The 26,027-nt window shown below is 75.7% G+C and carries 21 protein-coding genes; 10 read left to right on the top strand and 11 right to left on the bottom strand.

What is annotated here, in order from left to right:
* Positions 1–10: 10 nt before the first annotated feature.
* Complete coding sequence (locus Ae505Ps2_RS21665; RefSeq protein WP_075553938.1) at positions 11–3,742, bottom strand: AAA family ATPase; 3,732 nt, start codon at positions 3,740–3,742, stop codon at positions 11–13.
* On the bottom strand, positions 3,739–4,965 hold the full coding sequence (locus Ae505Ps2_RS21660) for a DNA repair exonuclease (RefSeq protein ID WP_075306513.1): 1,227 nt from the start codon (positions 4,963–4,965) through the stop codon (positions 3,739–3,741). The genes Ae505Ps2_RS21665 and Ae505Ps2_RS21660 overlap by 4 nt, the downstream gene beginning before the upstream one ends.
* A 224-nt stretch (positions 4,966–5,189) precedes the next feature.
* On the opposite strand from Ae505Ps2_RS21660, the gene Ae505Ps2_RS21655 reads away from it, so the two are divergent.
* Positions 5,190–5,372, top strand: a complete 183-nt coding sequence (locus Ae505Ps2_RS21655; protein ID WP_020627314.1) for a hypothetical protein — start codon at positions 5,190–5,192, stop codon at positions 5,370–5,372.
* Positions 5,369–5,596, top strand: a complete 228-nt coding sequence (locus Ae505Ps2_RS21650) for a hypothetical protein (RefSeq protein WP_139318720.1) — start codon at positions 5,369–5,371, stop codon at positions 5,594–5,596. The genes Ae505Ps2_RS21655 and Ae505Ps2_RS21650 overlap by 4 nt, the downstream gene beginning before the upstream one ends.
* Before the next feature lie 7 nt (positions 5,597–5,603).
* Here the strand turns inward: Ae505Ps2_RS21650 and nhaA are convergent, their stop codons facing one another.
* From nhaA to edd, 3 genes are all read right to left on the bottom strand, one after another.
* Positions 5,604–6,908: a Na+/H+ antiporter NhaA gene (nhaA, locus tag Ae505Ps2_RS21645; RefSeq protein WP_075554291.1), complete on the bottom strand. Its 1,305-nt coding sequence runs from the start codon at positions 6,906–6,908 to the stop codon at positions 5,604–5,606.
* A 328-nt stretch (positions 6,909–7,236) separates the two neighbouring features.
* Positions 7,237–7,854, bottom strand: coding sequence for a bifunctional 4-hydroxy-2-oxoglutarate aldolase/2-dehydro-3-deoxy-phosphogluconate aldolase (gene eda, locus Ae505Ps2_RS21640; RefSeq protein ID WP_020627317.1), 618 nt, complete (start codon positions 7,852–7,854; stop codon positions 7,237–7,239).
* Between the two features lie 31 nt (positions 7,855–7,885).
* Complete coding sequence (edd, locus tag Ae505Ps2_RS21635; RefSeq protein WP_075306519.1) at positions 7,886–9,733, bottom strand: phosphogluconate dehydratase; 1,848 nt, start codon at positions 9,731–9,733, stop codon at positions 7,886–7,888.
* Positions 9,734–9,872: 139 nt separating this feature from the next.
* Here edd and Ae505Ps2_RS21630 point away from each other — a divergent pair, with 139 nt between their 5' ends.
* Positions 9,873–11,051 (top strand): ROK family transcriptional regulator, encoded by a 1,179-nt coding sequence (locus tag Ae505Ps2_RS21630; protein ID WP_075306521.1) that lies wholly within the window; start codon positions 9,873–9,875, stop codon positions 11,049–11,051.
* 5 nt (positions 11,052–11,056) lie between these two features.
* Here the strand turns inward: Ae505Ps2_RS21630 and Ae505Ps2_RS21625 are convergent, their stop codons facing one another.
* Entirely contained in the window at positions 11,057–11,794 is a 738-nt protein-coding gene (locus Ae505Ps2_RS21625) for a GNAT family N-acetyltransferase (RefSeq protein WP_337819505.1), read from the bottom strand.
* Between the two features lie 154 nt (positions 11,795–11,948).
* Here Ae505Ps2_RS21625 and galK point away from each other — a divergent pair, with 154 nt between their 5' ends.
* Positions 11,949–13,085, top strand: a complete 1,137-nt coding sequence (galK, locus tag Ae505Ps2_RS21620) for a galactokinase (RefSeq protein WP_075306525.1) — start codon at positions 11,949–11,951, stop codon at positions 13,083–13,085.
* 118 nt (positions 13,086–13,203) lie between these two features.
* Entirely contained in the window at positions 13,204–14,721 is a 1,518-nt protein-coding gene (gene zwf / locus Ae505Ps2_RS21615; protein WP_198932174.1) for a glucose-6-phosphate dehydrogenase, read from the top strand.
* 7 nt (positions 14,722–14,728) lie between these two features.
* Here the strand turns inward: zwf and Ae505Ps2_RS21610 are convergent, their stop codons facing one another.
* From Ae505Ps2_RS21610 to cobT, 4 genes are all read right to left on the bottom strand, one after another.
* Positions 14,729–15,406: a cutinase family protein gene (locus Ae505Ps2_RS21610; protein ID WP_075553937.1), complete on the bottom strand. Its 678-nt coding sequence runs from the start codon at positions 15,404–15,406 to the stop codon at positions 14,729–14,731.
* A 139-nt stretch (positions 15,407–15,545) separates the two neighbouring features.
* On the bottom strand, positions 15,546–16,289 hold the full coding sequence (gene cobM / locus Ae505Ps2_RS21605; protein ID WP_075306527.1) for a precorrin-4 C(11)-methyltransferase: 744 nt from the start codon (positions 16,287–16,289) through the stop codon (positions 15,546–15,548).
* A 10-nt stretch (positions 16,290–16,299) separates the two neighbouring features.
* Positions 16,300–17,511 carry a precorrin-6y C5,15-methyltransferase (decarboxylating) subunit CbiE gene (cbiE, locus tag Ae505Ps2_RS21600; protein ID WP_075306528.1) on the bottom strand — a complete coding sequence of 404 codons (1,212 nt, stop codon included), beginning with the start codon at positions 17,509–17,511 and terminating at the stop codon, positions 16,300–16,302.
* Complete coding sequence (cobT, locus tag Ae505Ps2_RS34295; protein ID WP_198932173.1) at positions 17,504–19,222, bottom strand: nicotinate-nucleotide--dimethylbenzimidazole phosphoribosyltransferase; 1,719 nt, start codon at positions 19,220–19,222, stop codon at positions 17,504–17,506. Before cobT ends, cbiE begins: the two co-directional genes overlap by 8 nt.
* Positions 19,223–19,349: 127 nt before the next feature.
* Between cobT and Ae505Ps2_RS31365 the strand changes: the two genes are divergently transcribed.
* The 5 genes from Ae505Ps2_RS31365 (at position 19,350) to Ae505Ps2_RS21570 (ending at position 23,686) form a co-directional block, all read left to right on the top strand.
* On the top strand, positions 19,350–19,709 hold the full coding sequence (locus tag Ae505Ps2_RS31365; protein ID WP_226351075.1) for a YchJ family metal-binding protein: 360 nt from the start codon (positions 19,350–19,352) through the stop codon (positions 19,707–19,709).
* A 124-nt stretch (positions 19,710–19,833) separates the two neighbouring features.
* On the top strand, positions 19,834–20,430 hold the full coding sequence (locus Ae505Ps2_RS21585) for a hypothetical protein (RefSeq protein ID WP_075306531.1): 597 nt from the start codon (positions 19,834–19,836) through the stop codon (positions 20,428–20,430).
* A gap of 92 nt (positions 20,431–20,522) precedes the next feature.
* The gene (locus Ae505Ps2_RS21580; protein ID WP_075333395.1) at positions 20,523–21,707 is read left to right on the top strand and encodes a CoA transferase; all 1,185 of its coding nucleotides are present in this window, start codon (positions 20,523–20,525) and stop codon (positions 21,705–21,707) included.
* Positions 21,708–21,762: 55 nt separating this feature from the next.
* Positions 21,763–22,245, top strand: coding sequence for a DUF4188 domain-containing protein (locus tag Ae505Ps2_RS21575; protein WP_075306533.1), 483 nt, complete (start codon positions 21,763–21,765; stop codon positions 22,243–22,245).
* Positions 22,246–22,288: 43 nt separating this feature from the next.
* Complete coding sequence (locus tag Ae505Ps2_RS21570) at positions 22,289–23,686, top strand: sugar porter family MFS transporter (protein ID WP_075306534.1); 1,398 nt, start codon at positions 22,289–22,291, stop codon at positions 23,684–23,686.
* Here the strand turns inward: Ae505Ps2_RS21570 and Ae505Ps2_RS21565 are convergent.
* On the bottom strand, positions 23,676–25,970 hold the full coding sequence (locus Ae505Ps2_RS21565; RefSeq protein WP_249265318.1) for a molybdopterin-dependent oxidoreductase: 2,295 nt from the start codon (positions 25,968–25,970) through the stop codon (positions 23,676–23,678). The genes Ae505Ps2_RS21570 and Ae505Ps2_RS21565 overlap by 11 nt on opposite strands.
* Between the last annotated feature and the right edge of the window lie 57 nt (positions 25,971–26,027).

Genomic DNA, 26,027 nt, shown 5'->3' with positions numbered 1-26,027 from the left:
CACGAACCGTTCACCGCACGCGTCCACGTCGGTGAGTCTCCGTGATCGCTCCGCTCAGCCGGCCAGCGGGGTCGCGCGGGCGGTGTCGGGGTCGCCGACGACCTCGACCGGGGCGGGCGGCCCCAGCTCGGCCACGGTGAACGCGACACCCGCGTCCCGGGCGAGGCCGACGACGTGCTCGTGGTGGGTGAACAGCAGCACCTGCGCGGTGGCGGCCAGCTCCCCCAGCACGGCGACGCTGGCCGCCGCCGCCGTCGACGTGCTCGTGGTGGGTGAACAGCAGCACCTGCGCGGTGGCGGCCAGCTCCCCCAGCACGGCGACGGCGGCGGCGCCGCGCTCGTCGTCGAAGGTCATGAGGACGTCGTCGAACACGACCGGCACCGTCGGCAGCCCGGCGGCGACCCGGTCGGCCTGCAGCTGCTCGATCCCGGCCAGGCGCAGCGCGAGGTGCACCTGGTCGGCGGTGCCCTCCGAGAGCCGGGTCGGCGCGAGCTCCTCGCCGTCGGCCCGCACCGCGACCAGGCTGCGTCCGGTGCCGCCCGCCTCGGCCGGGGGCCGCAGCGCGACGAACCGGCCGCCGGTGAGGCGTTCGAGCACCACCCCGGCGCGGACCAGCAGCGGGGAGGCGTGGCTGCGTTCGTAGGCCTCCAGCTCGCGGCGCAGGATCTCGCGCTGCAGGTGCAGCACCAGGTAGCGCTCCGCGGCGTCGGCGACGCCCGCCAGCTCGGACTGGGCGCGGGCGTGCAGCTCGGCGGCGCCCTCGGCCTCCTCCAGCTCGCGGCGCCGGGCCCGCAGCCCGCCCAGCTGCTCACGGACCTCGTCCTGCTCGGCCCCGAGCTCGCGCTCGTGGGCCTGCGCCCGGTCGAGCGCCTCGGTCAGCGCACCGGGCTCGGTGTCCGGGGCGGCGGTGACCAGCTCGTCCGCGTCGAGGTCGGGCGCCGCGGCGGCCAGCAGCCGCTCCTGCTCGGCGATGCGGGTGTCGAGCACGGCGACGTGCGCGCCGCGCTGCGCCGCGGCCTCCAGCCCACCCGGCTCCGGGGCCTCGGTCAGCGCCAGCTCGACGGCGAGCCGGTCCAGCACCGCGGTGGCCGCGGCCGCGCTGCGGGCGGCGCGGGTGGCGTCGTCCTCGGCGGCGGCGATGCCGTCGTCGAGGTGGCCCGCCGAGACCGCGGCCTTGGTGACCTCGCGGACCCGGTCGGCGAGCTCACCGAGCCGGTCCACGGCATCGGTACCGGTCGGCGCGGGCTCCAGGTGCCGCTCCACCAGCGCGACGACCGCCCGCCCGTGTACGGCGACGGCGCGCTCCAGGCGGCGGGCCTCCTCGTCGTCCTGGCGGGCGAGTGCCCCCGCGGTCCGGGCGTCGGCGACGGTGTCGCGGCGGGTGTCCCAGCCCGCGGGCTCCAGATCGGTGGGCAGTCCGGCGCCGCGCAGCGCGAACCGCCAGCGCTGGGCGGCCAGCTCGCGCTCGTGCCGGGCGGCATCGGCCGCTCCCCCGGCGCGTTCGGCCTCGCTGCGCAGCCGGGCCAGCAGCACCCGCCGGTCGCGGGCGTGCTCGGCCTCGGTGGCGAGGTCCGCGGCGGCGACGAGCAGCACGTCCAGCGGGGCGCCGTCGCGCGGGCGCCCGGCCGCGGCGAGCGCGGAAGCCAGCGCCCGCTCCTGCACCTCGGCCTGGTCGCGCAGCCGGGCGAGACGCTCGTCGGCGCGGGCGGCGTCGTCCTCGGCGCGGGCGGCCTCGGTCAGCGCGGCGACGACGGCGTCGGCGTCGTCCGGGTCCGGGACGGCGACGCCGTGCGCCCGCCACAGCGTCGCCCAGGCCGCGGCCGCGGCGGCGGTGCGCTCCGCGGCCGCGGTGGCGGCGGCCGCGGTGCGGGCGGCCTCGGCGTCGGCGGTGTCGAGCTCGGCGTCGCGGTGCGCCAGCTCGGCGACCCGGTCCGCGGAGGCGATCATGTCGTCGGCGACCCGGTCGGCCCCGGCGAGGGCGGCCGAGAGCCTGCCCGCGGCCGCGGCGGCGCCGTCCGGCCCGGCGGCGAGCAGCTCGTCCAGCGCGGCGTCGCGGGCGGCCCGGGCGGCGGCGAGCGCGTCCGCGCCGACCGGGCGGCCGTCGGCGGCCACCCCGTCGCGGGCGGCCCTTGCCCGGTGCGCGCGGTCCGCGGCGTCCGCGGCGGCCCGCTCGGCCCCCCGCTGGTCGGACTCCGCGGCGCGCAGTGCGGCCCGCAGCTCCCGGACCTCACGGCGCGGCGGGGCCAGCACGCCGGGACCGACCACCCCTGTGCCGTCCACCGCGGGGCCGTCCACCGCGGGGCCGTCCACCGTGGGGCCGTCCACCGTGGGGCCGTCGGGGGTGCCGCGGTACCCGGCCGCGACGAGCGCCTCGGCACGGCGGCCACGGGCGGCGTCGCGCTCGGCGACGGCGGCCCGGCACAGCGCGGCGGCCGAGCCCTCGGCCTCGATCGCGCGCCGGACCTCGGCGACCCGGCCGACCCGGTCGGCGTCGAGACCGCCCGGGACGTCGGCCACCTCGCGGACCTCGGCGAGCGCGTCGGCGTGCAGCCGCTCCGCCCTGGTCTGCTCGGCGATCGCCTCGGTGAGGCGTCGGGCGTGCTCGTCGAGATCACGGGCACGGTCGGCCGGCAGGTGGACGGCGGCGAGCCGGTCGGCGGGGCTGCGCCCGTCCTCGGCGACCAGTCCGGCCAGCGCGGTCTCGGCGCGACGGTGGGCCTCGGCGGCCTCGGCGCGCAGCCGGGCCGCCCGCTCGGCGTCGGCGCGCCGGGCCTGGGCGGCGGACTCCAGCTCGCGGACCCGGGTGGCGTCGGCGAGCAGGTCCTCGTCGAGGTCGAGCTCGGCGCGCCGGGCCCGCAGCGCGTCGGCGGTGGCGCGGTGCTCGTCGCGGGCGGTCTCGGCGTCGGCCAGCGCGGCGGTGGCGCGGGTGTACTCCTCCAGGGAGGCCGCATCCAGGGCGGCGCCGGTCGCACACAGCGCGGCGCGCTCGGCCCGCAGCGCGGCCAGCTCCCGGGCCGGCTCCTGGGCGCGGACGGCCTGCCGGGCCTTCTCCGCCGCCACCGCCGCCCCGCGACGGGTGCGGGTCAGCTCCGCGGCGCGGCGCTCCAGCCGGGCGATCTCCTCGGCCAGCGCCGTGACCTCACCGGCCCGCGAGACCCGCTCCTCCACGGCCTTCTCGGTCGCGGTGAACCGGGCGAACGCCGCCCGCACCTCGACCGACCGGTTGCCCCGGTGCTCCTTGAACAGGGCGTCGGCCTCGGTGTCCAGTGCGGCGATCAGGGCTCGGGCGTCGCGGCCGCTGCGCGCGGTGAACACCAGCTCGGCGAGGTCCCCCTCACCCGCGCACAGGGCCCGGCCGCCCTCGCGCAGGTCCTCGTGGCCGAGCCCGAAGCCCTCCCGCCAGCGGCGCCGGGCGTCGGCACCGGACTCGCCCCAGGGCGGGTCGGCGACGGCGCCGGTGTCGTCGTGCAGGCCGCGGGTGGTGCGGCGCAGCACGGTCTCCCCGTCGGCGCCGGTGACCCGGGCCGAGACGGCCAGCCGCGACGGGCCGACGGCGTAGGCGTGGCGCACCGGGCGGGGCATCCCCCACAGCAGGTCGGACAGGGCGTCGAGCAGGGTGGTCTTGCCCGCCTCGTTGGGGCCGGACACGATCGTCAGCCCCTCGCCGAGGGTCAGCTCACGGCCCTCGTAGGCGCCGTAGCGCTCCAGGACCAGGGTGCGCAGCCGGGCGGTCGGGCTCACGACCCGGCCATCCGGGCCAGCAGCTGCTGCTCGGCCTGGCGGGCGAGCGCGGCGAGTCGCTCGTCGTCGCGCAGGTCCAGCAGGCCCGCCTCGCGCAGCCGGCGGCCGACCTCGCGTTCCAGCGGGGCGGCGAGCTCGCGGATGCGGTCCGGCTCGGCGGCCAGGCCGGCCGCGGCCGCGGACACCGCCGCCGTCAGCTCCGGGTCGACGGCGAGCGCTCCGGCGGGCGGCCGGGTGCGGTTGCGGACCTTCTCCAGGACCGCTCCGCAGCGCTCGGCGAGCAGCTCCAGCTCGGTGCGGACCCCGTCCGCGGAGGTGAGGTCCGCGGCGGCCTGGCCCGCGCCGTACAGCGTGACCTGGGCGACGACGGTCCGCGGCGCGGCCACCACGCAGCGCTCGCGCAGCGCGACCTCGACGGCGTCGTAGACGTCGTCGGCGCCGCCCAGGCCGGTGATGTCGACCTCGACGAGCTCCCAGCGGGCGACGTCGAGGACGAGCGGGGTGACCGTCGCCGCTGCGCCGGGGGCCGCGTCGACGAGCAGGGCGCCCTTCGCACCGCGCTCCTGCGGGTGGCGGCCCTGCAGGTTCCCGGAGAACCAGGCCGGGTGCGGGCCCTCGCAGACCGCGCGCTGCTCGTGCACGTGGCCGAGGGCGAAGTACTCGTAGCCGCAGCCGGACAGGTCCTCGGGGCGGCAGGGGGCGTAGGTGTCGTGCCGGTCGTCGCCCTGCACCGAGGTGTGCAGCATGCCGACGTTGACCAGGCCGGGGATCCGGTCGGGGTAGGCGGGCACGAGGTTCTCCAGGACCGCGCGGCGGGCGAAGCCCTGGCCGTGCACGGCGAGGCCGAGGTCGTCGTCGACGACGGTCTCGGGGGCGTCCACCGAGAGCCGGCGGGTGGTCGGCGGGAGCCGCAGCGACCGGGTGATCTCGGACTCGGCGTCGTGGTTGCCGCTGATGAGGAACACCGGGATGCCCTCGTCGTGCAGCCGCGACAGCTGCCGGACGAAGAACGCGCCGGTCGCGTAGTCCTTCCAGTCGCCGTCGTAGACGTCGCCGGCCAGCACCAGCGCCTCGGCCCGGGAGTCGACGACCGCGTCGACGAGGTTCTCGCAGGCCCGCCGGGTCGCCGCGCGCAGCGTCGCGGCGAGCTCGGAGTCCCCGAGCCGCGACAGGCCGCGCAGCGGGCTGTCGAGGTGCAGGTCGGCGGCGTGCACGAAGCGCACGGAGGAACTCCCGGAGCGGTCGGGTACGGGGGAACCGCCGAGTCTAGGACGGGGCCCTCGCCTATCCCCGCCGCGACACCGCCCGCCCGGTCATCGATGACGGCGCCGCAGGTCAGGTGGGGCGCACCACACAGCGGCGCCGGTCACGTTCCGGTGTCCGGATGATGGCCGGTGGGTGGATCCTGGCCGTCCGATCCCGAGAGAGAGCCGCGAGGTCGAGCCCGATGATCCAGCTCTGCGAACGCTGCTTCGCCCCCGTCGACACCGCGACCGAGCGCGTCTACCGGTTGTCCCACATCGAGTCGGCCGACGCGGCGGGCGAGGTGACCTGGCGCGAGGCCGTCGTGCACGTCGAGGCGTGCGTCCCCGCGGGCACCGTGGTCCCGGCCGGTCGGTGGGCGGCGTGATCCGGGACGCGCTCTGCGATCGCTGCCTCAACCCGATCGACCCGACGGCCGAGCCGCTGCGGATGCGCACCCACGGCGGGACGGCGCCCGACGGCGGGCCCGTGCGCAGCTTCGTGCACGCCCTGCCCTGCGCGCGCCCGGACACCGGGGACTGGGACCACGGGCGTCGCGGTCTGTCCCCGGCGGCGGTGCAGCACGCGGCGGCCCGCGCCGACCACCGCTGAGCGGCCCTCAGCCGTCCGGGCGGGTCCGGTCCTCCTGCTGGGACTCGACGTCCCGGATCCGCCGGTAGTGGGCGTTGCGGGTGCGCAGCACCACTGTCGCGAGCAGCGCCGCGAGCAGCGAGCCGCCGAGCACACCGATCTTCACGTGGTCGTCCTGCGGGGTGCCGGTGCCGAAGGCCAGCTCACCCACGAGCAGCGACACGGTGAACCCGATCCCGGCGAGCTGCGCGAGGCCGAGCAGGTCCCACCAGGACAGGTCGTCGGACAGCTCGGCCCGGGTGCACCGCTGCACCAGCCACGTCGCGCCGAGCACGCCCACGGTCTTGCCGACCACCAGCCCCGCGACGACACCGAGGGTGACGGTGTCGGCCAGGGCGGCACCGATGCCCCCGCCCCCGCCCCCGCCGTCGCCGTTGCCGTTGCCGCCGACGACGGTGACCCCGGCGGCGAAGAAGGCGAACACCGGTACCGCGAACCCGGCCGACAGCGGGCGCCACCGGTGCTCGAAGTGCTCCGACAGCGACACCCCGTGCACCCGGCGCCGACCGAGGACCGGCACCACGAAGCCGAGCAGCACCCCGGCGACGGTGGCGTGCACCCCCGATGCGTGGACGAGCACCCAGGTCAGGGCGGCGAGCGGTAGCAGCACCCACCAGGACCGGACCCCGCGCTGCACCGCGAGGGTGAACAGCGCGAGCGGGACGAGCGCGCCGAGCAGCGCGGCCACCGACAGCCGGTCGGTGTAGAACACGGCGATCACGGTGATGGCCAGCAGGTCGTCGACGACGGCGAGGGTCAGCAGGAAGGTCCGCAACGCGGTCGGCAGGTGGGTCCCGATCACGGCGAGCACCGCGAGGGCGAAGGCGATGTCGGTGGCGGTCGGGATGGCCCAACCGACCAGGGCGTCGGGGTTCGCGAGGTTGATCGCGACGTAGATCAGGGCGGGCACCGCCATGCCGCCGACGGCCGCGGCGACCGGGAGCAGCGCCGTGCGCGGGTCACGCAGGTCCCCGGCCAGGAACTCGCGCTTGAGCTCCAGCCCGACGACGAAGAAGAAGACCGCCAGCAGCCCGTCGGCGGCCCAGGTCGCGAGCGACAGGTCCAGGTGCAGCGCGGCGGGGCCGACGGTGAACCCGGCCAGCGCGGTGTAGGCGTCGCGCCAGGGCGAGTTGGCGAACAGCAGCGCCGCCGCCGCCGCGCTCACGAGCAGGACACCGCCGACGGTCTCGGTGCGCAGCACGTCGGCGACCCGGCGGGCGCGCGGCCAGGACCCGCGGGGGAACAGGCGTCGGCGGGTGGGGGTGGTGGGCACGGGACCGGTGTTCACGGGGCTCCGGGGAGGTCGGGCGGGCAGCGGACAGCGCTCTCCGACCAGACTTCCCGGCACACCGGTACGGGATCCTAACGGCCGCCGGCGTCGGCGTCAGCCCGTTCGAGGCGCACACCACCGGCGGCCCGACGCCCCGGCGCGGCCCCCTCGTGCCGTCCCCGGGCGTCAGGATCGCGTCCGGATCCCACCCGCCCGTGCCGCAGCGGCGCCACCATGGCGCGGTGAGCGACATCGCCGGAGCGGCCCTGGTCCTCGGCTACGTGCTGCTGGCCGTGCTGGCGGCCCGGGCCGTGCTGCGTTCGCCGAACCGTCAGCCGAGCGCCGCGGCGGCCGCGGCGAGCCCGCGGATCCGGTCGAAGTCCCCCGCGGCGACGGCGTCGGCCGGGGTCAGCCAGGACCCCCCGACGCAGGAGACGGTGGGCAACGCGAGGTAGTCCGGCGCGGAGTCGACGGTGATCCCGCCGGTCGGGCAGAACCGCAGGTCCGGCAGCGGCCCGGCGACGGCCTTCAGGAACGGGCGCCCGCCCGCCGCCTCGGCCGGGAAGAACTTGCACGCGGTGTGTCCGCGCTCGGCGACGGCCATCATCTCCGAGATGGTCGCGGTGCCGGGGAGGAAGTCCAGTCCGGAGTCCTCCATCGCGTCGAGCAGCCGCGGCGTCGCGCCGGGGCTGACCAGGAAGCGGGCGCCCGCCTCGACCGAGGCGCGCACGTCGTCGGGGGTGCGGACGGTCCCGGTGCCGACGACGGCGTCGGGCACCTCGGCCGCGATCCGGCGGACGCCCTCGAGCGCGGCCGGGGTCCGCAGGGTCACCTCGATGACCGGCAGCCCGCCGTCGACCAGGGCGCGGGCGAGCGGGACGGCCGTCGCCGCGTCGTGCAGCACGACGACGGGGACGACGGGGGCCAGCTCCAGCAGCTTCTCGCTCACGGGCGGGGTCCTCTCGGTGGGGCAGGGCGGCTCAGTAGGGCAGGGCGACGGTCGCGCCGGCGTCGGCGGGTCCGACCGCGGCCCGGAACGCGCCGAACAGCTCGCGACCGGTGCCGGTCGTCGGACCGGAGGGGCGGGTGGGTCGGGCGGGCTCGCGGGCGTCGAACTCGTCGGCGTCGACCAGCAGGGACAGCGTGCCGTTCAGGGTGTCCAGACGTACCAGGTCGCCGTCGCGGACGCTGCGCAGCGGTCCGCCCTGTGCGGCCTCCGGGGTGACGTGCAGTGCGGCCGGGACCTTGCCCGAGGCGCCGGACATGCGGCCGTCGGTGACGATCGCGACCTGGTGGCCGCGGTCCTGCAGCAGCCCCAGCGCGGGGGTCAGCTTGTGCAGCTCGGGCATGCCGTTGGCACGCGGGCCCTGGTACCGGACGACGGCGACCAGGTCGCGCCCGTCGAGCTCGCCCGCGGCGAACGCGGCCAGCAGGTCGTCCTGGTCGTCGAAGACCACGGCCGGTGCCTCGACGACGCGGTGGTCGGGCTCGACGGCGGAGGTCTTGACCACCGACCGGCCGAGGTTGCCGTGCAGCACGCGCAGCCCGCCGTCCGGGGAGAACGGGTCGGCGACCGAGCGGAGCACCGACTTGTCCAGGCTCTCGGTGGTGCCCTCGCGCCACACCAGCGCCCCGGTGTCCCCGTCCAGGAAGGGTTCGCGGGTGTAGCGGCGCAGGCCGGGGCCGTCGACGGTGCGGACGTCGTCGTGGGCCAGACCGTGGTCGAGCAGCTCGCGGACCAGCAGAGCCGTGCCGCCCGCGGCGTGGAAGTGGTTCACGTCCGCCGAGCCGTTGGGGTAGATCCGGGCCAGCAGCGGCACGACCGCGGACAGGTCCGAGAAGTCGTCCCAGGTGATCTGCACGCCCGCGGCGGCGGCCATCGCGACCAGGTGCATCGTGTGGTTGGTGGAGCCACCGGTGGCCAGCAGCGCGACGATCCCGTTGACCACGGCCTTCTCGTCGACGACCGCGCCCATCGCCCGGTCCGAGTCCCCCGCGGCGGCGAGTGCGCGGCGGGCGACCTCGTCGGTCAGGGCGTCGCGCAGCGCGGTGCCGGGGTTGACGAACGACGACCCCGGCAGGTGCAGGCCCATGACCTCCATCAGGAGCTGGTTGGAGTTCGCGGTGCCGAAGAAGGTGCAGGTCCCGGGGCCGTGGTAGCTGGCCGACTCGGCCCGGAGCAGCTCGGCGCGGTCGGCCTCGCCCGCGGCGAACGCCTGTCGGACGCGGGCCTTGTCCTTGTTCGGCAGGCCGGAGGTCATCGGGCCGGCCGGGGCGAGCAGCACCGGCAGGTGGCCGAAGGACAGCGCCCCCATCACCAGGCCGGGGACGATCTTGTCGCAGACCCCGAGCAGGACGGCGGCGTCGAACATGTCGTGGCTCAGCGCGATCGCGGTGGACATCGCGATGACGTCGCGGGAGAACAGCGACAGCTCCATGCCCGCGCGGCCCTGGGTGATCCCGTCGCACATGGCGGGGACCCCACCGGCGACCTGGGCGACCCCGCCCGCCGCGCGGGCCGCGGCCTTGATCCGCGCCGGGTAGGTCTCGAACGGCTGGTGCGCCGAGAGCATGTCGTTGTAGGCGGTGACGATGCCGATGTTGCGGGCGGGCGACGCGGTGAGCGTCAGCTTGTCCGGGCCGCACGCGGCGACGGCGTGGGCGAGGTTGGCGCATCCGAGGTCGACGCGGCCGGGACCGGCTGCGGGCCCCGCGGCGGCGGCCGCACGGATGCGCTCGAGGTAGGCGGATCGGGTGGTGGCCGAGCGGGCGACGACCCGCCGGGTGACGGCGTCGACGACGGGGTGCAGCGGGACGGAAGCGGTCACGGTACGTCGATCTCCAGAGGGTGGGGGGCCTGGCGAACCGTTCGATAAGCACTCTATCGACTGACTTATGTACTCACAAGACGTTAGTGCGACTGCATCAGCGTTTCACCAGGTGGAAGCCCTGTGGTTCACTGGACGAATGCGAGGACGCACCCCGACCAGCGCGCCCGCCACGGCGGGCGAGATCTTCCGGCTGGTCCGGGACGGCGTGGCCGGGACCCGGACCGAGATCGGTCGCGAGACCGGCCTGTCCCGGACCGCGGTCGCCGCACGCGTCGACCGGCTGCTCGCCGACGGCCTGGTCACCGAGGTGGTCGGCGCCGCCGCGACCGGCGGGCGCCCCGCCGCGCGCCTGGAGTTCAACGCCGCCGGCGGCACCGTGCTGGCGCTGTCGGTCGGGGTCAGCCGGTCCAAGGCTGCCGTGTGCGACCTGTCCGGCACCGTGCTCGCCGAGGAGGTCGTGGACATCCCCGCCTCCGCCGGTCCGGAGCACCTGCTCTCCGAGGCGGTCATCCGGCTGGAGAAGCTGCTGCTCACCGCCGGTGTGGACGACGCGACGATCCGCGGCATCGGGTTGTCGATCCCGGGCACCGTGGACGGCGAGCGGGGCTGGTCGGTGGGTGTCCCCGCGCTGCCCGGCTGGGAGCGGATCGCGCTGCCGCCGCTGCTCACCGCGCGCTTCCCGGCCCCGGTGCTGGTCGACAACGACGTGAACGTCATGGCCCTGGCCGAGCACGACGCGCATCCCGACGTCGACGACCTGTTGATGGTCAAGATCGGGTCCGGGGTCGGTGCCGGGCTCGTCTGCGGCGGGGTGCTGCAGCGCGGCGCCTGGGGCGCGGCGGGCGAGATCGGGCACACCCCGGTCCACGACGGGCCGGGCATCGGCTGCGGCTGCGGGAACATCGACTGCCTGGAGGTGCTGGCCTCGGGCCGCGCCCTGGTGCGCGACCTCGCCGAGTGCGGGCAGCCGGTCACCGCGATCGCCGACGTCGTCGCGCTGGTCAAGCAGGGCGACCCGGACGCGGTGCGGCTGGTGCGCATCGCCGGGCGCCGGCTCGGCGAGGTCCTCGCCGCAGCGGTGAACCTGGTCAACCCCGCGCTGGTCGCGATCGGCGGGGACCTGGTCGGGGCGTTCGACCCGCTCGTCGCGGGCGTGCGGGAGGCGATCTACCGGCGCTCGATGGCCGCGGCCACCCAGAACCTGCGCATCGAGCCGGGCCTGCTCAGCGGGCGCTCCGGCGTGATGGGCTGCGCGATCCTGGTGCTCGACGAGGTGCTCTCCCCCGGCTCCGTCGACGCCGCCCTGTCGGCCTGAGCCGCTCAGCGGTGCGGCACGCGCAGCAGGTCGAACCGCATCGCGCGGGCCAGCGTGAACCCCATCGCTTCGTAGAGCCGGATCGCGCCGTGGTTGTCGGCGGCCGTGTGCAGCACGGGGCGCTCGCCGCGGGCGACGATCCCGGCTGCGACGGCGTCGACCAGGCGGCGGGCCAGACCGCGGCCCCGGTACTGCGGGTCGGTGCAGACCGCGCTGATCTCGGTCGCCCCGGCGGCACCCTCGCCGCCGAGGCGCATCCGCTCCCCCGCCATCGCGACCAGCCGGCCGTCGTGGCGGACGCCGAGGTAGCGGCCCAGCTCGGCGGTGCGCGCAAGCCACGGCCCCGGTCGGGTGCGCGCGGTGAGATCCGCCATCTCCGGCCGGTCCGCCGGGCCCAGCTCGACGACGTCGTCGGCGGCCGCGCCCGGCACCGCGGAGCCGTCCATCTGCACCCCGGGGATCGCACGGAGCAGCTCCCAGTCCGCCGGGACCCGGGGTGGCCCGTCGGCGGAGCGCACGACGACCACCTCCCCGCCCGGCCCGCACAGCGCCGCGAGGTCGGCCCAGTCACCGGCGCTGCCGTGGCCGTCCCGGTCGAGCGGGAGCGCCCCGAACGGCGACACCTCCGGGTCGAAGCGCACCGCGCCACCGCGGGTCGCGCCGAAGGCGCCGAGCCGCCCGCGCAGGGTGGAGGTCACCGGGTCGTTCAGGACGGACTCGAGGCGATCGGACACGTCGGGCACGGAGGTCATCGTGCCCCGGCTCCCCGGCCCCGCGGCGCGGGGGTCGGCTACCGTGCCCGCGCCCCGGACCGGCCACCGAGTCCGCCACAGGGTCCGCCACAAAGTCCGCCACCGAGCCCGCCAGCGATCACGCACCAGTACGACCGGAGCTGCCATGTCCATCGTCTCCGACGCCTTCACCACCCGTCACGGGGCCGCCCCGACCGGGGTCTGGTTCGCCCCCGGGCGGGTCAACCTGATCGGCGAGCACACCGACTACAACGACGGCTTCGTGCTGCCCTTCGCGCTGCCGCACCGGGCCGTCGTCGCCGCCGCGCCCGCGACCGGTGGCCGCAGCCGCGTCCGGTCGGTGCAGGAGCCCGGCGGAGCGGTGGAGTTCTCCGCGGCATCGGTGGTGCCGGGCCAGGTCCCGGGGTGGGCCGCCTACGTGGCCGGGACCTGCTGGGCGTTCCGCGAGGCCGGGTACCCGGTGGGCGAGGTCGAGCTGGAGCTGGACTCCGACGTGCCGGTCGGGGCCGGGCTGTCGTCGTCGGCCGCGGTGGAGTGCGCGGTCGGCGTCGCGCTCGCCGGACTCGCCGGGATCGACGTCGACCCCACGACGCTGGCCCGGATCGCGCGGTGCGCGGAGAACGAGTTCGTCGGCGCCCCCACCGGCGGGATGGACCAGATGGCCTCGATGCACGGCCGCGCAGGTCGGCTGGTGTTCCTCGACACCCGCGACGACACCGTCGAGCTCGTACCCTTCGACCTGCCGGCGCACGGCCTGGAGCTGCTGGTCGTCGACACCCGTGCGCCGCACGCACACGCCTCGGGCGAGTACGGCGCCCGGCGTGCCGACTGCGAGGCCGCGGCCGCGGCGCTCGGCGTCGCGGCCCTGCGCGACGCGGGCCCGGACGACCTGTCCCGCATCGCCGACGAGCGGATCCGCCGCCGGGCCCGGCACATCGTGACCGAGAACGACCGGGTCGTCGAGACCGTGCGCCTGCTCACCGGCGGCGCGGACCCGCGGGCGATCGGGCCGCTGCTCGATGCCTCGCACGCCTCGATGCGCGACGACTCCGAGATCACCGTCCCGCACGTCGACGTGGCGGTGGAGGCGGCCCGCGCCGGCGGCGCGACCGGCGCCCGGATGACCGGCGGCGGTTTCGGCGGCTGCGTGATCGCGCTGGTCGAGGCCGACGCCGCGGCCGCGGTCGCGGCGTCGGTGCGCGAGGCCTACGCACAGCGCGGCTGGACCGAGCCGGTCGTGTTCACCGGAACGCCGTCGGACGGGGCCGGCCGGCTGGCCTGACCGCACACCCCTTCCGCCTTTCGCGGGCGGAACGGAATCGGTACAGTACGGAAGTGCCCGTCATGCGGGCCCTGGCACCGCTCGACCCGCACCCGTTCGCTTACCGAGGAGACGGCTCGTGCCGCACCCCCTTCCCGTCATGGCCCCCGCCGACGTCGTCGTGTTCGGCGGCACCGGCGATCTCGCGATGCGCAAGCTGCTGCCCGCGCTCTACCTCCGCGACCGCGACGGCCAGCTCGCCGACGACACCCGCATCGTCGCCGTGTCCCGCTCCGGGCTCGACGACCCCGGCTACCGCGACAAGGTCGACTCCGAGCTGCGGCGCACCGCCCCGCGCTGGGCCGGCCCCGACGCCTGCGCCGACGACGCGCAGCACCGCCGCTTCCTGGACCGACTGCACCACGTGACCCTCGACGTCGCCGACGACGACTGGTCGCTGCTGTCGGACCTGATCGGGGCGCCCTCGCCGGGCCGCACCCGGGTGCTCTACCTCGCCTCCGCCCCGCAGCTGTTCGGCCGGATCTGCGTCGGCAGCGCGGCCGCCGGCATCGTCGACGAGCACACCCGCGTCGTGCTGGAGAAGCCGCTGGGCACCGACCTGGCGTCGGCGCAGGCGATCAACGACGAGGTCGGCTCGGTGTTCTCCGAGGAGCAGATCTACCGGATCGACCACTACCTCGGTAAGGAGACGGTGCAGAACCTGCTGGTCCTGCGCTTCGGCAACTCCCTGTTCGAGCCGCTCTGGAACGCCTCGCAGATCGACCACGTGCAGATCACCGTCGCCGAGTCGATCGGCGTCGGGAACCGCGCGGACTACTACGACGGTTCCGGCGCGCTGCGCGACATGGTGCAGAACCACCTGCTGCAGCTGCTGTGCCTGGTCGCGATGGAGCCGCCTGCCAAGATCGACGGCGAGGGCGTGCGCGACGAGAAGCTGAAGGTCCTGCAGTCGCTGCGGCCGCTCGACGGTCCGGACGTGGTGCGCGACACCGTGCGCGGGCAGTACGTCGAGGGGCTCGTCGACGGCACCGCGGTGCCCGGCTACGCCACCGAGCTGGCCGAGTCCCGCGCCGGGACCCCGCGGGAGCGGGAGCGCTCCTCCACCGAGACCTTCGTGGCGCTGCGCGCCGAGGTCGCCAACTGGCGCTGGGCCGGGGTGCCGTTCTACCTGCGCACCGGCAAGCGGCTCGCGACCCACGCGTCGGAGATCGTGGTGCAGTTCAAGCCGGTCCGGCACTCGATCTTCCCCGCGTTCGGCGAGGAGATCCCGGCCAACCGGCTCGTCCTGCGGCTGCAGCCCGACGAGGGGGTGCGGCTGCACATGACGGCCAAGCAGCCCGGCCCCGGCGGGATCCGCCCGATCCCGGCGCCGCTGGACCTGAGCTTCGCCCGCACCTTCGGCGACCGGCTGCCCGACGCCTACGAGCGGCTGCTCATGGACGTGCTGCGCGGCAACCCGACCCTGTTCATGCGCCGCGACGAGATCGAGGCCGCGTGGCGGTGGGCCGAGCCGATCCTGCGGACCTGGGAGGCGACCGACCAGCGGCCGCGCCCCTACAGCGCGGGCAGCCACGGCCCGGCCTCGGCCACCGCGCTGATCGAGCGCGACGGCCGGGCCTGGCACGAGGACTACTGAGCCGGGCTCAGCCGCCGATCCGCTGCACGGCGAACGTCGTGGCGGCGGTCCGGTCGCTCGCGTAGCGGTAGTGCCCCGCGCCGGTCGCCCCGCGCTGGCAGAAGTTGTCTGTGGCGTTGCAGTAGGAGCGGATCGAGGACGCGTAGGCCGACAGCGCGCCGCGCGAGCGGGCGAACACGCCGTTGCGGGCCGCGGCGTAGCTGCCGGTGTTGTAGCTCTCGCGGCCGTTGAACGTCGGGTCGCCGAAGAGCAGCACGGCCGGGATGCGGTCGGCGCCGGGTACGCCGCCCGCGGCCAGGGTGTCCCCGATGACCTGGGCGCCCTGCGAGTAGCCGATCAGGACGAACCGGGTGGACGGACACTGTGCGGAGGTCGCCGCCAGCCTGCTGCGCAGCGCGGACACCCCCTGGCGCACGCTGCTCGCGTAGTTGCCGAGCGAGGCCGGGTAGACCAGGTCGTGGGTCCGGACGGTCTGCGCGGACCGTGACTGGATCGACGACGCCTGCGGGCCCGCGATGCTGCCGCCGCCCTGGGCCTCGGTGCTGCCGCGTACGGCGATCGTCTCGATCTGCGGGCACCCGGTCGGCGGGGCGGGTGCCGCGCCCGCCGTGGGGGCGGCGACGACGCTCGCCAGCACGATGCCGACCGCGGCCGCGATCCCGGTGACGACGGTCCTGATCTGCACGGCTGCTTCCTCCCACCGCCCGACGCCGACCCTCCGATCGGGTGCGTCCAGTGGGCCACGTGCGCGTTCGATCGATGATCGTCGCGCGCCCGGATGCCACCGTCGGGCGGCGAACGGACGACGAGCGGTCGCCGCGTCGTCAGCTCCGGCAGCGGTCCGCGCTGTAGAGGTGCGAGTCCGGGAAGTGCCGGGCCGCGAGCGCCTCGCCGACGATGATCACGGCGGTGCGCTGGATGCCTGCCTCGTCGACGGCCTTGGGCATCTGCTCCAGGGTCCCCCGCAGCACGATCTCGTGTGCGCGCGACGCGTGCGCCACCACCGCGGCCGGGCAGTCGCCGCCGTAGGACGGGGCGAGCGCGTCGACGACCTCGGCGATGCGGTGCACGGCCAGGTGCAGCACGACGGTGCCGCCGGCGTTGCCCAGCTTGTCGAGACCCTCGTTCTCCGGCATCGGGGTCGCGCGCGCCGCGATCCGGGTGAGGGTGACCGTCTGGGCGACCGTGGGGACGGTGAGCTCGCGGCCCAGCGCCGCGGCCGCCGCCGCGTAGGCGGGGACGCCGGGGCACACGTCGTAGGGCACGCCGGCCGCCTCCAGCCGGCGCATCTGCTCGGCCATCGCGGAGAACACCGACGGGTCACCGGAGGCGAGCCGGGCGACGTCGAGCCCGTGCCGGTGCGCGCGCACCATCTCGTCCAGGATCTCGTCGAGCGTCATCAGCGCCGTGTCGACGGTGCGGGCCCCGGGCGGGCAGATCTCCAGCATCTGCGGCGGCACCAGGCTGCCCGCGTAGAGGCAGACCGGGGAGGCCGCGATCAGGTCGCGGGCCCGCAGGGTCAGCAGGTCGACGGCACCGGGTCCGGCCCCGATGAAGTGCACCGTCACGGTTCGGTCCTCACGAGGGGTTCCTCCAGCTCCACAGGGTCACAGGCATGGCGGGGCGCCATCCGTGGAAGCCGCCGACGGGGACGGCGCGGGCGACCTGCACCCGCACGAGGTCCCCGCCGTGCGCGGCGTGGGCGGCGGCCAGGGCCGCCTCGGTCTGCACCGTGACCGCGTTGGCGACCAGGCGACCGCCCGGGCCCAGCGCGGCCAGGCAGGCGTCGAGGACGCCATCGCGGGTCAGCCCGCCGCCGACGAACACGACGTCGGGGCGTTCCAGCCCGGCCAGCACGTCCGGCGCGGGGCCGGTCACCACCCGCAGGCCGGGGACGCCGAGGGCCGCGGCGTTGGCGGCGACCCGGTCGGCGCGCTCGGGACGGCTCTCGACGGCGATCGCGCGGCACCGCGGGTGCGCCCGCATCCACTCGATGCCGATCGAGCCGGACCCGGCGCCGACGTCCCACAGCAGCTCCCCCGCGCGGGGCGCGAGGTGGGCGAGGGTGACGGCGCGGACCTCGCGCTTGGTGAGCTGTCCGTCGTGGTCGTAGGCGTCGTCGGGGAGGCCGGGCGTCTCCCCCGGCGGGACCAGCCCGGCGTCGGGCACGCACTCGAGGGCGACGACGTTCAACGCGTCCGCCTCGCCCCGCCAGGCCGCGGCGGTGGCGGACACCCGGCGCTCGTCGGGCGCGCCGAGCCGTTCCAGGACCGTCATCCGCGACCCACCCCACCCGGCGCCGGCGAGCAGCCCGGCGATCTCGGTGGGCGACCCGGCTCCGGCCGAGAGCACGACCAGGCGGGCGCCCGGGGCCAGCGCCCGGCGCAGCGCGTCGAGCGGGCGGCCGACGACGCTGAGCACCGCGACGTGCTCCGAGCCCCAGCCCAGGCGGGCGCACGCCAGCGCCACCGACGACGGGTGGGTCAGCACTCGCAGCCGGTCCGGCCCGGCGACGCGGGCGAGCGTGGCGCCGATCCCGAAGAACATCGGGTCGCCGGAGGCGAGCACCGCGACGCGGCGGCCGGACAGCTCGTCGAGGATCCCGGGCAGCGCCGGGACCAGCGGCGACGGCCACGCCCGCCGCTCCCCGGCGACGTCGGCGGGCAGCAGGTCTAGCTGGCGGGGCCCGCCGAGCAGCATCTCGGCGTCGCGCAGGGCGTCGCGGTGGGTCTCCGGCAGCCCGGCCCACCCGTCGGCACCGACCCCGACGACGGTGAGCGGGTCACCCACCGGTCTTGTCCGTGACCCCGGCGGCGTCGAAGGTGGCGACGTCGGCCATCGCCCGCGCCGCGCCCTGCAGCACCGGCAGCGCGAGCAGCGCGCCGGTGCCCTCGCCGAGGCGCATGTCGAGCTCCAGCAGCGGCGCCAGGCCGAGATGGTCCAGGGCGAGCGCACCGCCCGGCTCGGCGGAGCGGTGCCCGCCCAGGCAGTAGCCGGTGACCTCCGGGGCGAACGCGGCGGCGACGAGCGCGGCGGAGCCGGCGATGATGCCGTCGAGCACCACGGGGGTGCGCAGCGCGGCGGCGCCCAGGACGAACCCGGCCAGTCCCGCGTGCTCCAGCCCGCCGACGGCGGCCAGCACCCCGAGCGGGTCGGCCGGATCGGGCCGGTGCCGCTCCAGGGCACGACGTACGACGTCGGTCTTGCGGGCCAGGGTCTCGTCGTCGACGCCGGTGCCGCGCCCGGTCGCGACGGCCGGGTCGGCCCCGGTGAAGGCACACACCAGCGCGGCCGCGGCGGTGGTGTTGGCGATGCCCATGTCCCCGGTGAGCAGGCAGCGGTTCCCGGCGGCGACCAGGTCTCGGGCGACCTCGATGCCGTGCTCCAGTGCCGCGCGGGCCTGCTCGCGGGTCATCGCGGGCCCGGCGGTCATGTCCGCGGTGCCGGACGCGACCTTGCGCGGGAGCAGCCCCGGGACGGCATCCAGCTCGGCGGCCACCCCGACGTCGACGACGAGCACCTCCGCCCCGAGCTGACGGGCGAACGCGTTCACCACGGCACCGCCCGCGGTGAAGTTCGCGACCATCTGCGCGGTGACCTCCTGCGGCCACGGGGTGACACCCTGGGCGTGGACGCCGTGGTCGCCGGCGAAGATCGCGACCGCGGCCGGGGACGGCACCGGCGGCACCTCGGCGCCGGCGATTCCGGCCAGCGCGACGGCGACGTCCTCCACCCGGCCGAGCGCGCCACGCGGCTTGGTCATGCGGTCGAGCCGGTCGCGGGCCGCGGCCCGGGCGGCGTCGTCGACCGGTGCGACGGCCTCCACGGTGGACTCCAGCAGCGCGGTGGGTGCGGCGCCGGGCAGCCCGCGGGCACCCCAGGTGTCCTGGTGCACCGCCCAGTCCAGCGGGCGGCGCCGGGCCCAGCCGTGCTGCTCCAGCTCGGGCCGGTCGGGGAAGGCGTCCACGTGGCCGACGCACAGGTAGGCGACGACCTCGACGTGTGCGGGCAGCCCGAGCAGCGCGCCGAGCTCGGTGAGCCCCTCGTCACCGAAGAACGACACCCAGCCGACGCCGAGGCCCTCGGCCCGGGCGGCCAGCCACAGGTTCTGCACCGCGAGCGCGGCGGAGTAGGGGCCCATCTCGGGCCGTTCGTGCCGGCCGAGGGTGTGGCGACCGCCGCGGGTGGCGTCGGCGGTCACGACGACGTTCAGCGGGGTCTCCCGGATCGCCTCCACCCGGATCGCGCGCAGCGCCTCGGCGCGGGCGGCGGGCAGCGACGCGGCGTAGCGGTCGCGCTGGGCGGAGACCAGGGCGTGCACGCGCTCGCGGACGGCCGCGTCGCGGACCAGCACGAAGTCCCAGGGCTGGGAGAACCCGACGCTCGGAGCGGCGTGCGCGGCCGCCAGGACGCGGGTGAGGACGTCGTCGTCGACCGGATCGGGCCGGAAGCCGGTACGGACGTCACGGCGGGAGTGCAGGACGTCGTAGAAGTCCGTCACGTCGGCATTCCTCCTGCGGTACACGGCACGGCGACGGATGAGACGACCACACGTCCGTCGAGGTGGTCAACTGTCCCGTCGGGTCGGTCGGGCACCTCACATGCGGGGTGGAGCATGCTCGACGACCGTGCTCTGCCCCTGCGGTACCGGCCGCCCCGAGGACACCTGCTGCGCCCCCGTGCTCGCCGGGCGCCCCGCCGCCACGGCGGAGGCCCTGATGCGCAGCCGCTACACCGCCTTCGTGCGGGGCGACCGCGCGTACCTGCTGGCGTCGTGGCACCCGTCGACGCGACCGCGGCGGCTGCGGCTGGAGCCGGGGTCGGTGTGGACGGGGCTGGAGATCGTCGCGCGTTCGGGCGGGACGATGTTCGAGACCGAGGGGACCGTCGAGTTCCGGGCCCACCGGACGGACGGGGTGCTGGCCGAGCGCAGCCGGTTCGTCCGGGAGGACGGGCGGTGGTTCTACGTCGACGGGGACGTCGGGTAGGCGCCGCCTCATCAGGGCCGCCTCATCAGAACTGGGGACTCCGTGCAACGCGCCGGACGCGACCGTCGACATGCCGTCCGAACGGACCAGTCGGGAACGGCCGGACAGCGGAGATCGGGAGACCATGAACGTGCAGCAGTGGGAGTCCATGTCGGAGCAGGACCGCCACGAGTGGGCCCGCTTCCGGGAGTGGCAGCACGCCCAGTCCCAGGTCACCCAGACCCGGGTCGCCCAGACCCCGGTCCCGCTGCCACGGGCTCCCTGGGCCGCTGCCGCGACGCCGGGCCATGTCCAGCTCGGGTCCCGGACCTCCCGCCGTCTCCTGGCGGCCGCCGCGGTCGCGGTCGTCCTGGCCCTCGCGACGGGGCTGCTGCTCGCCCTGGCGGACGCCTCGACCCGGAGCATCACCGGAGCCATGACGGTCGTGAACGGCACGAGTTCGCTCTACTCGAGCTCGTCCTACGGTTCCTGCCGCCTGTCGAGCGGCTACGACGACATCGTCGCCGGGACGGCGGTGACCGTCCGGGACTCCGCCGGCAGGATCGCCGGCGTCGGTGCGCTCGACAGCGGGACGGGCAGCAGCTACGGCTGCACCTTCTCCTTCGTCGTCGACGACGTACCGGCTTCGGACTTCTACACCGTGGAGGTCGGCCATCGCGGTGAGGTGACGTTCACCGACGCCGCCGTCCGGAACGGGGACATCCAGCTCTCCCTGGGATGATCCCTGGCCATCGAACGCCTCGGGCCCGACCCACCGTAGGCGCCCGACCCACCGTGAGCGGCCGGGCGTCGTCGCGGCTAGCGTGCCGGGACGTGGACCACTCCCCGTTCGGCGACGACCCCACCGGCGGACCACTGGACGGCGTGCTGGTGGCCGACTTCTCCCGCGTGCTCGCCGGGCCCTACGCCACGATGATGCTGGCCGACCTCGGCGCGACGGTGATCAAGGTCGAGGGCCCGGGCGGCGACGACACACGCACCTGGAAGCCCCCGGTGGTCAGCGACCCCGAGCAGGGCGAGATCTCCACCTACTACCTGTCCATCAACCGGAACAAGCGGTCGGTCGTGCTCGACCTGACCGACCCGGGCGACCTCGCGGCGGCACGGGAGCTGGCGCGGCGGGCCGACGTCGTCGTCGAGAACTTCCGGCCGGGCGGTGCGGCGCGGTTCGGGCTGGACCACGACAGCGTCGCCCGCGACAACCCCGGGGTCGTGTACTGCTCGATCACCGGGTTCGGGGCCCACGGCGGCGCCCACCTGGCCGGCTACGACCTGCTGGTCCAGGCGGTGTCCGGGCTGATGAGCCTGACCGGCGACGCCGACGGTCCCCCGTTCCGCGCGGGGGTCGCGGTCTTCGACGTCCTGACCGGGCTGCACGCGGCACTCGCGGTCAGCGCGGCGCTGCGGCACCGCGAGCGGACCGGGCAGGGCCAGCTGCTGGAGACCAACCTGCTGTCGGTCGCGATGTCCACCCTGGTCAACCAGAGCGAGGCCTACGTCGCCGCCGGCGCGGTCGGCCGCCGGATGGGCAACGCCCACCCCAGCGTGTTCCCCTACCAGCCGATGCCCACCGCGGACGGCGACCTCATCGTCATCGCCGGCAACGACGGCCAGTTCCGCAAGCTCGCGACCGTCCTCGGCGACCCGGCCATGGCGCAGGACCCGCGCTTCGCGACCATGTCCGACCGGATCGGCCACCGCGAAGAGATCGAGCAGCGGCTGCGCGCCCGCCTCGCCACCCGCACCGCCCAGGAGTGGTACGACGCGATCACCGCCGCCGGCGTGCCCTGCGGCCCGATCAACACCGTCGACGGCGGTGTCGCCCTCGCCGAGGAGCTCGGGCTCGACCCGGTCGTCCGGGCCGACGACGCCGCCGCGATCCCGACCGTCCGCAACCCGGTCGGCTGGTCGGCCACCCCGCCGTCCTACCGCCGCTCTCCCCCGCCACTCGGGGCCGACTCCGCCGAGGTCCGGGCCTGGCTCGACCGCGACGGATGACCCCGCTATCGGATAGTGTCAGTATCCATAGCCCGCCGCACGAGGGAGTGGACCGATGGCGCCCTACACCCGCACGACCAACCAGCCGACCGAGGACCAGGTCGTCGTGTTCCTGATCGGGATGCGCTTCAACCGGCCCTGGAAGGTCCGGGCCTGGCTCCCGGTCGTGACCGCGATGGCCGGGATGCTGCGCGAGCTGGAACGGGAGCCCGCCCACGGGCTGCTCGGGACCCGCTCGGGGATCGGCCCCGGCGGTCCGCTGCTCGTCCAGTACTGGCGCGACCGCGAGTCCCTCTACGCCTACGCGAGCGACACCACGGCGACGCACCGGCCGGCCTGGGCCGCGTTCAACCGGCGGGCCCGCCGCTACCCCGGGGCCGTCGGCATCTGGCACGAGACCTTCGTCGCCGGGGAGTTCGAGACCGTCTACGGGGACATGCCGGCATCGGGGCTGGCGAAGGCGCTGGGGGTCCGGGAGGTCGACGCCGCGACCGACGACGGACGCCGCAGGCTGGACGCCTCCCGGCACGCCACCTGACCCTCCTGTTGCGGCCCGCAACACCCCGCCGGAGGATCGGCGGATGAGTTCGGGGGCAGGGACGGCGAAGCGGCCGTCGCAGTGGGCGATCTGGTTCTTCGGGGCACTCGGCGGGATCCTGTGGGGGTACGACACGGGCGTCATCTCCGGGGCGATCCTGTTCATCCCCGACGACATCCCGCTGTCCTCACTGGAGCAGGGCACCGTGGTGTCCGGGCTGCTCGTCGGCGCGATGCTCGGGGCGGGTGTCTCCGGCAAGCTCGCCGACACCCTCGGCCGGCGGCCACTGATCCTGCTCGGCGGCATCGTGTTCGTCGTCGGCACGCTCGGCGCGGCCCTCGGGGTGAACGTCGCGATGCTCGTCGGGTTCCGGTTCGTGATGGGCGTCGGCGTCGGGATCGTGTCGGTGGTCGTGCCGATGTACCTGTCCGAGCTGGCCCCGGCCCGGATCCGCGGGCGGCTCACCTCGCTCATGCAGCTGCTGGTGACCGTCGGGATCTTCCTCGCCTACGTGGTCGACTACGCCTTCGCCGACGCCCGGGACTGGCGCTGGATGATCGGGCTCGGCGTGATCCCCGCGGTCGTCCTCGCGATCGGCATCTACACCCAGCCGGAGAGCCCCCGCTGGCTGGTCGCACACGGACCCGGCAGTGACGAGGACGGTGTCACCACGGCCCGGGCCGTCCTGGAGCGGCTGCGCGGCACCCCGGAGGCGGCCGAGGCCGAGCTGTCGGAGATCCGGGAGAGCGTGCGCGTCGAGCGCGAGCACACCGAGAAGGTCGCGATCGGCACGCTGTTCTCCCCGCGGCTGCGGCGGCTGACCCTGATCGGGATGCTCCTGGTGTTCTTCCAGAACTTCGTCGGCATCAACACGATCATCTACTACGCGCCGACCCTGCTCACCGACGTCGGGTACGGGGCGACCGACGCGATCGGCGCCAACGTCGCCATCGGCGCGGTGAACATGCTGATGACGCTGCCCGGGATGTGGCTGATCGACCGCGCCGGGCGACGCCCGCTGCTGCGGTGGGGCGCGGTCGGCATGTGCCTGGCGATGATCGTCCTGGCGGTCACGAACCTGGTCGGCCTGGAGCAGGGACCGCTGCTGCTCGGCCTGACGCTGGCCGGGATCGTCGTCTACATCGCCTCGTTCTCGATCTCCTGGGGCCCGGTGCAGTGGGTGCTGCTGCCTGAGCTGTTCCCGCTGCGGGTCCGCGCCGGCGCGGTCGCGTTCTGCGTGACGTTCAACTGGCTGTTCAACATGACCGTCGCGCTGCTGTTCCCGTCGCTGCTCGAGGCGTTCGGGGCGGGCTGGAACTTCCTGTTCTTCGCGGTGACGACGGCCGCCGCCTACCTGTACGCGACGAGGCTCCTACCGGAGACCAAGGGCCGCAGCCTCGAGGAGATCGAGAAGGACCTGGCGGGCCCGGTCACCGCATGACCGGCGGGACGTGCGCGGTGACCTCCGGGGCGTCGTACCGGTACCGCTCGACGGCGACCGCGCACAGCTGACCGCTGCAGCCCTGCGCGAAGCTCGACGTCCCGCGGTCGCGGGTCACGGCGTTCGGGTTGCCGTGCACGCAGAGGCCGTCGTCGCCGAACTCGGGACGGTCCGGGTCGGGGCGCGGGTCCCACCACGCCCCGGTCGGCAGCTGCAGCACGCCGGGCCGGATGTCGTCGGTGACCCGCGCCGCGGCCAGGCAGGCACCGCGGTCGTTGTGGATGCGGACGACGTCGCCGTCGCCGATCCCGAGCCGGGCGGCGTCGTCGGGGTGGATGCGCACGACCTCGCGCCCGGAGCGTTTCGCCCCGGCCGAGTGGGCGCCGAAGTCGAGCTGGGAGTGCAGCCGGGTCGCCGGCTGGTTGGAGACCAGCCAGAACGGGTGCCGGTCGTCGGGGACCTCGGTCGGCTCGATCCACGCGGGGTGGCCGGGGTGGTCGGGCAGCCCGAGCGCGGCGATCGGGCCGGACCCGAGCTGGACGCGGCCGGGCGCCGTCGGCAACGGGTGCCGGGCGGGGTCGGCGCGGAAGCGGCCGAGCATCCCGCCGTCGTCGGGACGCCGGGGCAGCTCCAGCTCGCCGCGCTCCCAGAACTCCTCGAACGACGGCGCGTCGAGTCCCCGGTCGGCCAGGCCCTTGCGGGTGCGGTCGTACATGTGGACCAGCCACTCGTGCGACGTCCGGCCCTCGGTGAAGGCCTCGCCGTGCCCGAGCCGCGCGGCCAGGTCGGCGAGCACGTCGTAGTCGTCGCGGGCCTCGCCGTGCCGGGGCACGAGCTGCTTCATCGCGACGACGAGCGGGTCGGAGCTGGTGGCGCCGATGTCGTCTCGTTCCAGGGTCGTCGTCGACGGCAGCACGACGTCGGCGTGCCGCGCCGTCGCCGTCCACATCGGGTCGTGCACGACGAACGTGTCGAGCTCGGCGACCGCGCGCCGCAGCCGACGCAGGTCCTGGTGGTGGTGGAACGGGTTGCCCCCGGCCCACCACGCCATCCGCACGTGCGGGTAGGTGTCGTCGACGCCCCGGTATGAGTAGGTCTCCCCCGGGTGCAGCAGCATGTCCGCGACCCGTGCGACCGGGATGAACGAGGTCACCGGGTTCGGCGCCCGGGAGAACGTGGGCACCGGCACCGCGTTGCGCGGGCGCCCGTAGTGCCCGAGCGACCCGAGGCCGTAGTTGAAGCCGCCGCCGGACAGGCCGATCTGGCCGAGCACCGCGGCGAGGGCCGTCCCGCCCCACACCGGCTGCTCGCCGTGCTCGGCACGCTGCAGCGACTGCGCGACGGTGACCAGGGTGCGGCCGTGCGCCATCCGCCAGGCCAGCTCCCGGATCGTCGCGGCCGGGATGCCGGTGATGTCCTCGGCCCACCCCGCGTCGCGCGCCGGGGCGGCGAACAGGTACTCGCGCAGCCGGTCCCAGCCGTCGCAGTGCGAGGCGAGGAAGTCGGTGTCGGCCCGCCCCGCCTCGACGATCGTGTGCATGAGCGCCAGCATCAGGGCGACGTCGGTGCCTGGCCGGATCGGCAGCCAGGTGGCGTCGAGGGCCTCGGGCAGGTCCGGGCGCAGCGGGCTGACCAGCACGAACACCGCGCCCCGTTCACGCGCGGCGCGCATCGCCCCGCGCTCGACGTGCCGGCTGACCCCGCCCGCGGCGATCGCGGAGTTCTTCAGCGCCATCCCGCCGAACGCGACGACGGTGTCGGTGTGCGCCGCGACCTGGTCCCAGGTCACCGCGTAGCGGGTCACCGCGTCGAAGGTGCCCAGCACGTGCGGCAGGACCACCTCGGCGGCACCGCCGGAGTAGGTGTTGACCGAGCGGGTGTAGCCCCCGGTCAGCGCCAGGAACCGGTGCAGCTGGCTCTGCGCGTGGTGGAACCGCCCGGCCGACGCCCAGCCGTAGGAGCCGCCGTAGACGGCCTCGTCGCCGTGGGTGGAACGGACCCGGTGGGTCTCCTCGGCGAGCCGGTCGAGCACGGCGTCCCAGGACACCGTGCGATAGCCGTCGCGCCCGCGGCCGGGGTCACGACCGGGGCCCCGGTCCCACCAGCCGCGGCGCACCGCCGGTGCGGCGACCCGGGCGGCGTGCCCGACGGCCGCGGGGACGTTGTCCAGCACCGGCGACGGGTCCGGGTCGCCGGGGTGCGGGCGGACCCGCAGCCTGCTGCCGTCCCAGCGGGCGTGGAACACGCCCCAGTGCGCGCTGTGGGTCCTCACGTTCTCGGTCACCACGGCCCACCGTAACCCGCACGAACCCGCATGCGGAGGCCTGCATACGGGAACGCC

The organism is Pseudonocardia sp. Ae505_Ps2 (genome assembly GCF_001932425.1).
Lineage (GTDB): Bacteria > Actinomycetota > Actinomycetes > Mycobacteriales > Pseudonocardiaceae > Pseudonocardia.
The sequence above is the reverse complement of the archived record's forward strand: the minus strand, read 5'-3'. Positions and strand labels throughout refer to the sequence as shown.